The sequence below is a fragment of the Thiocapsa marina 5811 genome (assembly GCF_000223985.1).
GTDB lineage: Bacteria > Pseudomonadota > Gammaproteobacteria > Chromatiales > Chromatiaceae > Thiocapsa > Thiocapsa marina.
On record NZ_AFWV01000016.1, the window covers coordinates 81,082 to 94,603 of the forward strand.

Here is a 13,522-nt window from a genome sequence, read left to right on the forward strand (position 1 = left end):
TCGTGCGCTCCAAGGTCGATCGACTCGAATGGCTCATCCCGCTGATGTTCGCCCACGTCGCCGCGATCGCCGCTCTGGTCAAGCTTCTCTGAGGAAGGCACCGTCAAGGCCGCGGAACCCTTGCATGCGGCAAGAAGCGTTGGGCCGTCCCTTCAGGGCTTCGGATGGGGGTCGTGTCCCGGGGCGTTGCCCCGGGCTCGCGTGGTGAGCCCCGTTGGGGCAGCCGGAGACCAGCGGGTTCGATGCATGGTCATGGCAGGCTCCGTCCGATAGTGGATCAGGGAGCAGCCTGCGCCGATCGGTGGCTTATTCCGTGAGCCTGGCGGACGATTCTGTCTAATCAGGACCACCGAAGCCGGTCACTCGCTCCGCAATCCAGGCATGCGAGCGGTCGCGCAATCCGATCGCGGCTTCCCAATCGTCCCCGTCGGGCTGGATGGGCGGACCGATCAGGACCTCGGCGTGTCCGGGACGGGGCGAAAATCGGTCGCCGGGCATCAGCTCGCGTGTCCCTCGCAGCACCGCGGGAACAAGAGGCACGCCGGCCCGAGCGGCGGCGGCGAATGCGCCCATTCGAAAGGGCAAGAGCCCGGGCTGCTCGCGGAAGGTGCCTTCGGGAAAAAACGCCAAGGTGTCGCCGCGAGCCAGCATCTCGGCAAAGCGCGCGGACTCGGCACTCCCGGCATGCGGATCGAAGCGATCGACGAAATTCGCTCCCATCCGTCGCATGAAGGCCGCCACGATCGGCCGCGCGAGGAGCTCGCTCTTCGCGACGAAGCCGATCGGACGCTCCAACGCCTCGGCCAAGGCCAAACCATCGAGATAGCTTTGATGATTGGCGACCAAGACAAAGGGATGCCCCTTCGGCGGGAGATGCTCCCGGCCCGTCACGGTGAGTCGCATGAAGGTCGATCGGCGCAGGAGTCGAATGCCGAACCGCGCCATCGACCACCGCAGACGTGGACTCGGACTCGCCATGATGCCGATCCAGAACCAGGGCGCGATCAGGTAGAACACCGCCCAAGCGTACCCCGCATAGAGTTGGCCCGGCAGGCTCGAAGCCCGTGTACGAAGTCCGGACGCAGCGGCCCGCATCAACTGCCAAACGGGGCGACGCACCTGCTCGGAGAGCCGGCCGGCGAGATAGCGATCCCGCGTCGCGGCGCGTCGCAGCTTGCCGCTCGAGGTCTTGAGCACCGCACGCGGCGGCACCAGCAGCAGCTCGTCGGGCGGCAGTCCGAGAACATCGGTCGCACGCTCGCGCAGCCGGCGGGCCAGCTCGGCACGACGCGCCGGGTCACGCTCCTTGCTCTCGGCCAGGATCACCAGCCGCTCGCTGCCCAGCTCCGGATCCAAGGCCGCGAATGCGACCACGCAACCCTTGCGCACCCCGTCGACTTTGCCGAGGGCCTCTTCGACCTCGTAGGGATAGATGTTGCGCCCGCCGCGGATAATGAGATCCTTCACACGACCGGTCAGATGGATGTCGCCGCCCGCCAGATAGGCGCGATCGCCGGTCGAATGCCAGCCGTCGCGGATGAGTGCCTGCGTGGCCGCCGGGTTGCGATAGTAGCCGCGGGTCGCGGATGGCCCCTGAAACTCGAGCAAGCCCTCATGGCGTTCCGGTCGCTCGCGACCCGCTTCGTCGACCACGCGCACCCGATAGCCCGGGAGCGCGCGACCGCAGGCGACGACCTCCATCGCCTGCGGGTCCTCGCAGCCGACCGGCAACGCATAGCCCGCGCGGGCAAATCGGTCGCGATCGATACAATCGATCCGAGGCCCGCGTCCCGCCGGGGGAAACGCCAGCCCGACCGCCGCCTCGGCCAGACCATAGACGGGCGCGAGCGCCTCGGAGCGCAGACCGGCGGGGGCAAATCGCGCTGCGAATCGACGCAAGGTCTCGGGACTGACGGGCTCGGCTCCGTTGAGCGCCCAGCGCCAGCGGCTCAAGTCCAGATCGGCGATCTGGGCATCCGTGATCCGGGTCAGGCAGAGCTCGTAGGCAAAGTTCGGAGCCGCCGAGATGGTCCCGCCGTGGCGATGGATCGCCTCCAACCAACGCACCGGACGGGCCAGGAAGGCAAGCGGGGACATCGAGACCAGCGGAATGCCGTAGTACAGGCTGCCGAGCCACGCACCGATCAACCCCATGTCGTGATAGAGCGGCAACCAGCTGACGAAGACGTCGTCGGGCGCGACCTGTACGACCTCGCCCATGGCGCGGATATTTGCGAGAAGGTCCGCATGGGTCAGAACCACACCCTTGGGATCGCCGGTACTGCCGGAGGTGTACTGGAGAAAGGCGATGTCCTGCGGCGCGGGGCGCGCGCGGGTCTCGCTCGGCGTTTCCTGCTCGAGGCCCTCGAGCGTCACGATGCCCCGCAGCGAGCGGACCTGAACCCGCAGGACGCGGCCGATGGCCCGCGCCTCCGGGACCGTGATGAGAAAGGTCGCACCTGCGTTGTCGAGGATCCGGGCGTGACGACGCAGATGCTCCTCGATCTGCTGGGGTCGGCTCGGCGGATAGATGGGCACCGGAACGCCGCCGGCCATGAGGACGCCGAAGAAGCTGTTGAAGTAATCCGACCCCGTCGGAAGCATCAGGGCCACGGTCGAGCCCGGACGCAATCCGGCTGCCTGCAGACGCGCGGCGACCCGTGCGGCGCCGTCGGCGAGCGACCGATAGCTGATCCGCTGCGCACCCGTATCCGAACCCTCGTACAGGATGTGAATCCGCTCCGCGTGGTCTTGCAGATGGCGATCCAGCACATCCAAAAGGGTCAATGCAGAGGCCGGATGACCCTCGGCGGCACGCGCGGGCGCGACGGCAAACCCGACATCGGGGGCGTCCCCCGACCCTTCGAGCAGAAAACCCATGAGGTCTCGGGCAGTCGCCGCGGAGAGCGCATGCTCGGAGAGCCTGACCCCGAGACCCTTCTCGATCCGTGCGATCAGCTCGGAGCGACCCAGGCTATCGAGTCCGAGATCGGCCTCCAACCGCGTATCCAGATCGATCCCGTCCGGGGGAACCGGCACCCTCGACTCGCGCGCAAAGCTAGACAGAATCGACAGGAGTCGTTGCGCACGCTCGTCGTCCTGAGTGGATCCCGTCATGGACGATTCCGATTCCTCGAAGGCTGTGATTCGAACCCTTCTCCGGCCTGAAGTCTTACACGAAAATAGCCCGAGCATAACCCGCATGCGGGCAGGCCGTGAAGGTGAATAGTTACAATAAAACCCTACTCGTTTTCCTGCATATAATGGCGAATCGGCTGCCATCGCATATCGCAATGTTACCTCTCATGCATCGGGATCACGAGACAAAGGAGCACACCACGCGTGTCGACTCGTCGCCGCAGAGTGCCGTCGAGCTGCGCAGGCTGCTCGAGGCACTGCCCTGCGGTGCCGTCGTGCTCGACGCACATCAACAGGTCGCCGCGGCCACCCGGGTCTTTTCGACCCTTCTCGGCTACCCGCAAGGCTTGACGGGCGATCTCAACTTCAGAGACCTGGTCGACGCCGAGGATGCCGCACGCGTCGACGATTTTCTGGCCTCGGGCGAGGCCGAGATGTCGCACAGCCTGTGTTTGCGGACTCGCGCGGGGCGACCCCTCAGAACGGTCATGCGGTTCTCGCGCCTCGCTTCGGGCAACGCGCCCGTGGCTGCCGTTGTGGGCATCCTCCTCGAGGAGCGCGCCGTCGCGAGCACGCCTGTTCAGTCGAAGCTCCCCGCGGACGAGGCGCAGGCCTTCGCGAGGGTCGCCAACTGGGAGATCGACGTTGCGACCGGTCGCACCCTGGCCTCGCGCACCTGGTACGAGATTTGGGGCCTCGAGCCCGACACGGAGGTCACCCTGGACGCCGTGTTTCTGCGGATCCATCCCGATGACCGTGACCTGGCGAGGGCCGCGGTTCAGCAGGCCATCGAGGCCGCCGTCCCTTTCCGGTTTCGCCATCGCATCATCCGTCCCGACGGAACCCTGCGCTGGGCGGAGAGCGCCGGCCGCTTGGAGCTTGCGGACTCCGACGGCGCACCCAAGCTCGCCGGCGTGGTCATGGACATCACGCAACGCCGTGCCGCCGAAGAAGCACTTGCCCGCTATTACGACATCGTCTCCGCTTCCCCCGACCGCATCGCCTTCCTAGACCGCGCATGCTGTCTGCTCGCCGCAAATGCGGCCTTCCTGACGGCGATCCGACAGACGGGCGAGAACGCGCTCGGCAAGTCGTTGCAGGAGGTCGAAGGTCAAGGTCCGCTCAGCGATCTCGTCTATCGCAACCTCGGGCGCTGCCTCGACGGGGGGCACCCGGTCGTCGACGACATCTACGAGAGCGGACCGGACGGTCAAGCCCGCGAGTCCGAGGTCAGACTCTTTCCCCATCGCGACCACGAGGACAAGGTAACGGGGATCGTCGTCAACATCCGCGACGTGACCAGCGTGCGGGACTCCGAGCGGCGTCTCCTTCAATCCGCGGTGGTCTACGCCGCAACCTCGGACGGCGTCTTGATGACGGACGCGGACGGGCGCATCGTCGCCGTGAACGCCGCGTTCAGCCGGATCACGGGCTATGCGGAGGCCGAGGTCCTCGGACGCAAGCCCAACCTGCTCAACTCCCACTGGCACACCAAGAGCTTCTTCACCCGCATGTGGCGTCGGCTGGTCAAACAAGGCGTCTGGGAAGGCGAGATCTGGAACCGGCGCAAGGACGGCGAGATCTATCTGCAGAGGCTGCATATCCGACGCGTCCTCGATGGCCGCGGCAAGGTCACCAATTTCGTCGGCGTCTTCGCCGAGCGCCCCGTCTCCGCCAACGGGCCGAAGCACGTCGAGTACCTTGCCCACTACGACCCCTTGACCAAACTGCCCAACCGCCTGTTGTTCGACTCGCGCCTGGCCTATGCGATGGATCCGGCACGGCGCAATCGCACCCCGGTCGCGCTCTTCCTGCTCGATCTCGATCGTTTCGCGAACATCAACGCGAGCCTCGGCCACCAGATCGGCGACGAGCTGCTGCGTGCGGTGGGACTGCGCCTGCGCGAGACCATTCGCCCGGCCGATACCCTGGCACGATTGAGCGGCGATCAATTCGGACTCCTCTTCGAGGGGATCCAGACCCAGACAGAGGCGCAGGAGATCGCGCGGCGCATCCGCTCGGCGCTGCAAGCGCCGATGACGGTGCGAGGACATCAGGTCTTCGTCACCATGAGCATGGGGATCGCCTTGGAGGCCTGCGCAAGCAACGACACCGACGTGATGTTCGCACACGCCGCAACGGCGCTGAGCAACGTCAAGCACGGCGGACGCGATGCCTTCCGGATCTATTCCGAGCCGCCGGTCGGCACATCGACCGCGCGGCAGCGCCTCGCCGAGATGCTGCGCAGCGGGCTCGAAACAGGCGAGATCGAGCTGCTGTTCGAACCGCGTGTCCATCTGGAAACGGGGCGCTGGCCCGGCGCCGAGCTCCGATTGCGCTGGCACCAGCCGGACCTGGGACCGGTCGCGCACGAACGGCTCCTCGCACTGGTCGAATCCGGGGGCATGACGGTCGAGCTGGGTCAGTGGATCCTCGCCGAGGCGTGCCGTCAGTTGCGGGACTGGACCCTCAGAGGCACGCCGATCGGGGTCCTTTCCGTGAGCATTTCCGAAACCCAGCTGACGCGCTTCGATTTGGTCCCCTCACTCGAGCGGCTACTTCGCAGCAACGAGCTCGACGCCGGTCGCCTCGAGCTGAGCTTCGCCGAGTCGCTCCTGTTCAAACACCCGGAGCAGGCCCGCGAGGTCATCAACGGATTGCACCGACTCGGCGTAGGTGTCGCCTTAAGCGAGGTCGGCACAAGCTGGCTTGCGCCGCAAGTACTGCGTCGGCTTCCGATCCGCAGGCTCGAGATTCATCGCAACTTCGTGGACGCCATGCCGGACTCGCCGGACGATCTGGCCATCGTCCAAGCCCTGATCGCCATGGCACAAGCCTTGGACATCGACGTGACGGCAGACGGCGTGCGCGACGACCGCCAGCGTTTCATCCTGCTCAATCTGGGGTGCCTCGAGGCGCAGGGCGACCTTTTCGCGCCGCCGCTGCGAGCGCCCCACTACGAGCGCTGCCTGCTCCAAATCTCGGAACCTCCTACCGACGCGCCCGTCGAGCCCCGTCTTCCGCTCGTATGACGCCCTAATCGCACCTTGCGACACCCGGGCATGACGTGTCTAATCCAGGGCCAACGTCCCGGAAAGAGCCCAGGCCCATGTCTGTCCCCGACCTGGCACCCTTACTCGAGCAGTCGGGTTTGGTCGATGCCTATACGCCTTTGCCCGAGCGCTACGACGAGATGCGCACGGTCGAGGGCGAGGTGCGCCCGCACTGGCAATATGTTCTCGATGCCTTGCGCACGCTCGGGCCGAGCGGCATCGAGGCACGTTGGCGCGAAGCGACCCGCATGGTCCGCGACAACGGCGTCACCTACAACCTCAATGCCGAGCCGCGCGGGATGTCCCGCCCTTGGGAGCTGGACCTGCTGCCGCTGCTCATTCGCAGCGAGGAATGGGCCGACCTCGAGCGCGGATTGATTCAGCGTGCCGACCTGCTCAATCAGATCCTGCTCGACCTCTACGGGCCGCGCAGACTGATCCGCAGCGGTCTCTTGCCGGCCGAGCTGTTCGACGCCAGTCCCGAATATCTGCTGCCTTGCCACGGTGTGGAGGTCGCCGGTCATCGCCCCCTGATCCAGTACGCGGCCGATCTGACCCGCACACCCGACGGGCATTGGCGGATCATCGGCGACCGCACCCAGAGCCCGCTCGGATTCGGCTATGCGCTCGAGAACCGCGTCGTCTTGTCGCGGGTTCTGCCCAGCATGTTCCGCGATTCGCATGTGCATCGCCTTGCCGGTTTCTTTCGTTCGATCCGGCGCACCTTGACGCGTCTCGCACCGCGACGGGCCGAGCATGCGCGCGTCGTGGTCCTCACCCCGGGACCCGAGAACGAGGCCTACTTCGAGCACGCCTATCTGGCCAATTACCTCGGGTTTACGCTCGTCCAAGGCGGGGACCTCTCCGTGCGCGACGGGGCGCTGTGGCTGCGCACACTGGGAAGGCTCGAGCGCATCGATGCCGTCCTGCGGCGCGTCGACGACGGTTGGTGCGACCCCCTGGAGCTGCGCGAAGATTCGTTCCTCGGCGTGCCGGGCTTGGTCCAAGCGGTACGGGCCGGCAACCTGGTGATCGCCAACGCCTTGGGGAGCGGCATCCTCGAGCACCCGGCGCTCCCGGCCTTCCTGCCGAGCCTGTGTCGAGAGCTGCTCGGCGAGGAGCTGCAGATCCCCGACATTCCGACCTGGTGGTGCGGCGATCCGGATTCGCTGACCCGGGTCTTGGACCGTCTCGATCAGCTCGTCATCAAGCCCCTGAACAAGCGCCACGGAGAACGTTGCCTCTTCCCCGAGACGCTGGATGCACCCGCCCGCGCGGCCCTGCTCCAGGCCATCCGGGAACGCCCCCACAGCTACATCGCCCAGGAGCGAGTGAAGACGTCGACCGCCCCGGCCCTCATCGGACAGCACCTCGAACCCAGACCCAGCGTGCTGCGGACCTTTTTGACCGCCGAGGAAGACGGCTACGCGGTCATGCCCGGCGGTCTCGGGCGGGTCACACCCACCAACGATGCCGCGCTCAATTCCAACCAGCTCGGCGGATTGGCCAAGGACGTCTGGGTCGTCGCCTCGGAGCCGGAGCGCCAGGAAAGCCTGCTGGTCACGACCGAGATGCACACCCCCGCGGTCACGCAGGAGAGCGAGGTCTCCAGCCGGGTCGCCGACAATCTGTTCTGGATCGGTCGCTATGCCGAGCGTGCCGAGGGATTGGTGCGGTTGCTGCGGATCACCATCTTCAAGCTCTCGGAGCGCAGCGATTATGCCGCCTCGACAGGGGACTCCTGTTGTCTGCGCTCGCTCCTGGAGGCACTGACCAATCAAACCCAGTCGTTCCCCGGGTTTATCGGGACCGGCGCGGCCGAGCGTCTGCGCAACCCCGTGCCCGAGATGCTCTCGCTCATCTCCGACCCCGCACGCCTGGGCGGTCTCCCGCAGACGCTCCAAGCCCTGGGTCAAGCCGCCTATTCGGTCCGTGACCGTCTCTCGGCCGACACCTGGCGCATCGTGAGCGACATCGAGGCCCATCTCGGCAATCTGACCCATGAAGCGCCCGGTCAGCTCTCGCTCGCGCTCGACGAGCTCGATCCGCTGATCACCTCGTTGGTGGCCTTCTCGGCCCTGACCCAAGAGAACATGACCCACAACGAAGGCTGGCACTTCCTCGAGATCGGACGCCGTCTCGAGCGCGCCGCCTCCACCGCAAGCCTCCTTCGCTCCATGCTGGTTCCGATCGCCGGCGAGGCGGACGAGAACATGGTGATCGAGGCGGTTCTCGGCGTGACCGACAGCCTCATCACCTACCGCCGACGCTATCGCGCCGGCACCCGGATCGGCGCGCTCCTTGATCTGGTCTTTCAGGACGAGGGCAACCCGCGTGCCCTCGCCTATCAGCTCGTGCAGCTCGAACGCCTGGTCTCGGAGCTGCCTCGCGGCGACATGGCCGTCGGGCGCACCGCGGTGGAAAAGCACGTCCTCAAAGGGCTCACAGGCATCCGCTTGGCCGAGATCGACAGCATGGTTCAGCCCGACAAGGCAGGCGCCCGACGCGCCGCGCTCGCCGCGATGCTCGCCGAGCTGGATCGGCAAAGCGCCGCCATCTCGGACGCCATCACCGCCCAGTATTTCAGGCACGAAGAGCAGCCGCACAGCCTGCTGCGCCGAGCCGCGGCGCGGGGCGCCTCATGAGATTCCGGATCAATCACGTCACCCGCTACGAGTATGCCGAGCCGGTGTCGCTGTGCCACAGCATCGCGCATCTAAAGCCACCCCAGACGGCGCGCCAGCGCTGCCTGTCCAGCCAGATCCGGGTCGACCCCTGGCCGGCGGTTCATCGCGAGCACGAGGATTTCTTCGGGAACCGGGTGAGCTATTTTTCGATTCAGCAGGCCCACGATGCACTTGAGGTGCGCGCCCAGAGCGAGGTCGAGGTCGTCGCGCCGACCCTGCCGCAACCCGAGGCGACTCAACCCTGGGAGCGGATCGTCGATCGCCTGCACGATCGCTACGACGAACCCATGACCGACCTGCGGATCTTTACCCTCTCCTCGCCGCTCGTACCGCCGGATCCCGACGCGCTGGCCTACGCAGCCGAATCCTTTTCACCGGGACGCCCGATCTTGGAGGCGACGGTCGAGCTGATGGGGCGTATCTTCCGCGACTTCGTCTACGACCCGACCTCCACGACCATCGCCACGCCGCTCGCCGAGGTGATGGAGCAGCGCAAAGGCGTCTGCCAGGACTTCGCGCACGTCGCCATCGCCGGTCTGCGCGGGCTTGGACTCGCAAGCCGCTATGTCAGCGGCTATCTGGAAACACTCCCGCCGCCGGGACAGGTCAAGCTCCAAGGCGCCGACGCCTCGCATGCCTGGTTCTCGGTGCTCATTCCCAACCTGGGTTGGATCGATTTCGACCCCACCAACGATCAGATCCCCGGCGAGCAGCACATCACCACGGCCGTCGGTCGCGATTTCCAGGACGTCACGCCGCTGCGCGGGATCTTCTACGGCGGGGGAACCCATGAGCTGCGCGTGGCGGTGGACGTGAATCGCGTGGAGCCTGCGGTGAGCGAGGTCGCCGATGTCGGAGAGGCGCCGGACCCCGCCCCCCGACCCCCGACCTCGGCTCTGCCGCCCCAGCCGCAAGGTCGCTAGTGAAGGGTTCGACAAGAAGGAATACGACTCGACGATAGAGTCACCTTGGCGTCGTTGTCTTGTCGATTACGACAACGACAACGACAACGATTGGATTCCGTGCTCCGCTCGTTTCCGACAGGTTTCCGCAGGGCAACGCAGCCCGCCCGACCAAGCAACCCGGAAACCCTCACCCGGACGCGGGTTTTTAGGTCGGGTAGAGCGCGGTTGAACCCGGCTTCCCGAACGCAAACACCCCACCGATCCCTGCCGGTCTATTGCGTCGCTGCATGAGTGGATTCCGCCCGGTACCGGTCCGCCAGCCGCACATAGTTCTGCGCGACATACACCAGGTACTCGCGCTCGCGATCCGTCAGCGCACGCACCCGCCGCGCCGGTGCGCCGAGCCAGAGATAGCCGCCCTCCAAGACCTGGCCCGGCGTCACCAAAGACCCGGCACCGAGTAACGTGAAGGGCTCGAGCAGCGCACGATCGAGCACGCGAGCCCCGATACCGATCAGACAGTGATGACGGATCTCGCACCCGTGCAAGACCACCTGATGACCGACGGTGACATCCTCGTGGACAACCACCGGCGCCCCTCCGGGCATGAATCGGCTCTCATGCGAGACATGCAGAACACTCCCGTCCTGAATGTTGGTCCGTGCGCCGATCTCGATGCGATGGATATCCCCTCGGATCACGCATCCGGGCCAGACGGAGGCCTCCGCGCCAAGCGTGACCTCGCCGATCACGACCGCGGTCTCGTCGACCCAAGCGGATGGATCGATCTTCGGGCACCTGCCTTCGAACGAGCGGATGTGTGTCATGGCAATCGGCGTTCAATGCGACTCGCGTGATCGTACCAGAGCAGGGCCGCGGTCTCGAACAAGGCGATCGAGACCCCGGTGACCCGCTCCCATGCCGCGGTCCAGACCGGTGCGATCACACCCGCGGTGCGCGGTGGAACGCTATCCGGAGCGGACCGGGCCCCCGTTTCCCGGGCCCGGTCCAGCTCCGAAGCGCCGTGAGTCAACAGGGCCTCGGGCAGCGCGCAGTCATACTCCAGCGTGCCGTCGTCCAGCCAGACCGCATGGCCGCCGAGCCGTTTGGCCAGCGCGCGCATCCCTTCGTTGTCGGCGAGGACCTCGCAGCGAAAGCGCCGGATCCCCTGTTCCCGCGCCTCGACGATCAAATGCTCCAGCAGCGCGGTTCCCACCCCTTTGCCTTGTGCCCGGTCGACGACGGCCATCGCCAGCTCCGCCGTGTCCGATCCCGGTGTGGAACGGATGCACCGAGCCGCGCCGAGAACCTCCGCCTGAGCGCCAGACACCGGCCCACGGACCGCCGCGAAGGCGAGATGATCGCGCCCGTCCGCACCTGTCAGATACGCCAGATCCGCGTCGGTCAATGCGCGCTTCGCCCCGAAGAACCGCAATCGGCGCGACGCATCCGAAAGCCCCTCGAAACACGCCGTCAGGATTGCCGAATCGCCTCCCTCGATCGGACGCATCCGACAAAAGGTACCGTCCTTCAGACGCACGACCTCGCCGCGAGGCGAGGCTCGGGTATGGGCACGCTCGATATTGATGGTCATCGCAAGGCTCTCCGGATTCTCGACGCACCGGCCCGATACGCCGTCCGGCCGGTCTCCGAGATCGAGACCGCCACCGGGCATACGCGTCGTTTTTGTGCACTGCAACATAAGATGACGGCGCGTCGCGATGGTTCAATCCGAACCGACAGGACGACGGCTCGTAACCCACCGCAGGCGGCGTGCGATGCGGCGATAAACCCACGTGCGCTCGGTATGGTGCACAATAGGCGTCTCGGAAGCCGCAGAGGCGAGGACGCGCATGAGCAAACGATTCCCTTTTACCTGGGCTGCGGCAGGTCTCGGCCTGGTCCTTGCGCTCGTGCTTGCGCTGGGCGGGGGTCCGGTCGGTACGCCGGGCGGTGAGATGGACACTCAGGCGGCGCGCGGGATGCCCTTGCTCACCCGACTCTTCATCGGCGAATTCGGTTTTCTGATCACCGCCGGCGGCGCGTTTTGGGGCTTCAAGCACCGACGCAGTCAAGGCAGCGAGATCGCGACCCTGATCGCGGCGCTGGCCTGTGTCGCCCTGGCCGTTGCCTTCCTGGTCATGGGAATCGGTCTCTGGACCGAGGCCTTCCCGAGAGGGCCGAATCCATGATCATCCTGATCCTGCATCTGCTCATCCAAATCGGACTGGTCATCCGGGTTCTGCTGCGGCCGAATCGGCAACCGGCATCGCGGGTTGCCTGGGTCGTGGTCATCCTTGCAGTACCGGTGGTCGGTGCGGTCGCCTATGTCCTGCTCGGAGAGGTGAATCTCGGGCGACATCGCGGCGAGCGGATGCGGCGCATCTTTTCGCAGGTTCCCGAATTAGCGAGCACGTTCGATCGCCAGCTTGGCCCGCCCGAAATCCCGGACAGCTATCGGCACCTGTTTCGACTCGGGGAATCCATCAGCGGCTTTGCCCCGGTCGGCGGCAATCGGGCGACCCTGATGGCGGACTCCAACGCCACGATCGATGCCATGGTCGCCGACATCGATGCCGCAACCGATCACGTCCACGTGAACTTCTACATCTGGCTGCCCGACAACAACGGGCTGTCGATGGTCGCGGCCTTGGAGCGCGCGGCCCTGCGCGGTGTCACCTGTCGTGCCATGGCGGACGATCTGGGCTCGCGTCGGCTGATCCATTCGATCCATTGGAAGCGGATGGCGGACGCGGGCGTGAGTCTGGCGCGCGCACTGCCGATCTCCAACCCCGTACTGCGACCGCTCGGTGGCCGCATCGATTTGCGCAACCATCGCAAGATCCTGGTGATCGACGACAGCATCACCTATTGCGGAAGCCAGAACTGCGCCGATCCCGAGTTCCGTATCAAGGCCAAATATGCCCCCTGGGTCGACGCCATGATGCGCTTCGAGGGACCGATCGCACGCCAGAATCAGATCCTGTTCGCGAGCGACTGGCTGGCGCATGTCGACGACGACATCGATGCGCTGCTGCGCCGTCCGGTGCAGGCTGCGGGCGAGGGATTCGCGGCACAAGTGATCGGGACCGGACCGACGGTGCGCGCCTCGGCGATGCCCGAGCTGTTCGCATCCCTGATCTACAGTGCACGCGAGGAGCTGGTGATTTCGACACCGTATTATGTCCCCGATGAAGCCATGCAGAGCGCACTCTGCGGTGCGGCCTATCGGGGCGTGAAGACCAGCATCGTCTTTCCGGCCCGCAACGATTCGTTCGTCGTGGGTGCGACCAGCCGAAGCTATTACGCCGATCTGCTCGCCGCCGGGGTGCGGATCTACGAGTTCGAAGGCGGACTCCTGCACACCAAGTCATTGACCCTGGACGGGGCGGTCACCCTGATCGGCTCGGCCAATATGGATAGGCGCAGCTTCGAGCTCAACTTCGAGAACAATATCCTCGTCTACGATCCGGCGCTCACGGCGACCATGCGCGAGCGCCAGGACAGCTACATCGCCCGATCCCGCCCCGTCGATGCCGAGACGGTCGCGGCCTGGGGGCCGGGACGCCGACTCCTGAACAACAGCATCGCCATGCTGGGGCCGATCCTATAAACCGCGCCCGGGACGGTATGCCATGTCTTTGGATGGGATCGGCCCCGGCAGACTTGACGTGCGTTGGAGTCGGCGCGGTTTAGAATATTAAAAAATCTAAAATCTTAAACCGCGTCCCCCGCAAAG

The 13,522-nt window shown here is 65.9% G+C and carries 8 protein-coding genes; 5 read left to right on the forward strand and 3 right to left on the reverse strand.

What is annotated here, in order from left to right:
• Positions 1–336 precede the first annotated feature (336 nt).
• A complete protein-coding gene (locus tag THIMADRAFT_RS20635; protein ID WP_007195049.1) occupies positions 337–3,117 on the reverse strand; it encodes an AMP-binding protein in 2,781 nt (926 codons plus the stop codon).
• Between the two features lie 176 nt (positions 3,118–3,293).
• Between THIMADRAFT_RS20635 and THIMADRAFT_RS25015 the strand changes: the two genes are divergently transcribed.
• The 3 genes from THIMADRAFT_RS25015 to THIMADRAFT_RS20650 all read left to right on the forward strand — a co-directional run bounded on the left by THIMADRAFT_RS25015 (position 3,294) and on the right by THIMADRAFT_RS20650 (position 9,801).
• Complete coding sequence (locus THIMADRAFT_RS25015; RefSeq protein ID WP_233490310.1) at positions 3,294–6,170, forward strand: sensor domain-containing protein; 2,877 nt, start codon at positions 3,294–3,296, stop codon at positions 6,168–6,170.
• A 77-nt stretch (positions 6,171–6,247) separates the two neighbouring features.
• Positions 6,248–8,836: a circularly permuted type 2 ATP-grasp protein gene (locus THIMADRAFT_RS20645; protein ID WP_007195051.1), complete on the forward strand. Its 2,589-nt coding sequence runs from the start codon at positions 6,248–6,250 to the stop codon at positions 8,834–8,836.
• Complete coding sequence (locus THIMADRAFT_RS20650) at positions 8,833–9,801, forward strand: transglutaminase family protein (protein WP_007195052.1); 969 nt, start codon at positions 8,833–8,835, stop codon at positions 9,799–9,801. The genes THIMADRAFT_RS20645 and THIMADRAFT_RS20650 overlap by 4 nt, the downstream gene beginning before the upstream one ends.
• A 254-nt stretch (positions 9,802–10,055) precedes the next feature.
• Here THIMADRAFT_RS20650 and THIMADRAFT_RS20655 read toward each other — a convergent pair whose 3' ends face one another.
• A complete protein-coding gene (locus THIMADRAFT_RS20655; RefSeq protein WP_007195053.1) occupies positions 10,056–10,610 on the reverse strand; it encodes a gamma carbonic anhydrase family protein in 555 nt (184 codons plus the stop codon).
• Positions 10,607–11,377: a GNAT family N-acetyltransferase gene (locus tag THIMADRAFT_RS25020; RefSeq protein WP_007195054.1), complete on the reverse strand. Its 771-nt coding sequence runs from the start codon at positions 11,375–11,377 to the stop codon at positions 10,607–10,609. Before THIMADRAFT_RS25020 ends, THIMADRAFT_RS20655 begins: the two co-directional genes overlap by 4 nt.
• Before the next feature lie 259 nt (positions 11,378–11,636).
• On the opposite strand from THIMADRAFT_RS25020, the gene THIMADRAFT_RS25025 reads away from it, so the two are divergent.
• Together THIMADRAFT_RS25025 and cls are read left to right on the forward strand one after the other, a co-directional pair.
• Positions 11,637–11,975: a hypothetical protein gene (locus THIMADRAFT_RS25025; RefSeq protein WP_007195055.1), complete on the forward strand. Its 339-nt coding sequence runs from the start codon at positions 11,637–11,639 to the stop codon at positions 11,973–11,975.
• Entirely contained in the window at positions 11,972–13,396 is a 1,425-nt protein-coding gene (gene cls, locus THIMADRAFT_RS20665) for a cardiolipin synthase (protein ID WP_007195056.1), read from the forward strand. Before THIMADRAFT_RS25025 ends, cls begins: the two co-directional genes overlap by 4 nt.
• The last annotated feature ends 126 nt before the right edge of the window (positions 13,397–13,522 follow it).

Excerpts from the sequence above, each read along its gene's own strand:
- THIMADRAFT_RS20635 (WP_007195049.1), bottom strand. The coding sequence starts at position 3,117 with ATGACGGGATCCACTCAGGACGACGAGCGTGCGCAACGACTCCTGTCG.
- THIMADRAFT_RS25015 (WP_233490310.1), top strand. The coding sequence starts at position 3,294 with ATGTTACCTCTCATGCATCGGGATCACGAGACAAAGGAGCACACCACG.
- THIMADRAFT_RS20645 (WP_007195051.1), top strand. The coding sequence starts at position 6,248 with ATGTCTGTCCCCGACCTGGCACCCTTACTCGAGCAGTCGGGTTTGGTC.
- THIMADRAFT_RS20650 (WP_007195052.1), top strand. The coding sequence starts at position 8,833 with ATGAGATTCCGGATCAATCACGTCACCCGCTACGAGTATGCCGAGCCG.
- THIMADRAFT_RS20655 (WP_007195053.1), bottom strand. The coding sequence starts at position 10,610 with ATGACACACATCCGCTCGTTCGAAGGCAGGTGCCCGAAGATCGATCCA.
- THIMADRAFT_RS25020 (WP_007195054.1), bottom strand. The coding sequence starts at position 11,377 with ATGACCATCAATATCGAGCGTGCCCATACCCGAGCCTCGCCTCGCGGC.
- THIMADRAFT_RS25025 (WP_007195055.1), top strand. The coding sequence starts at position 11,637 with ATGAGCAAACGATTCCCTTTTACCTGGGCTGCGGCAGGTCTCGGCCTG.
- cls (WP_007195056.1), top strand. The coding sequence starts at position 11,972 with ATGATCATCCTGATCCTGCATCTGCTCATCCAAATCGGACTGGTCATC.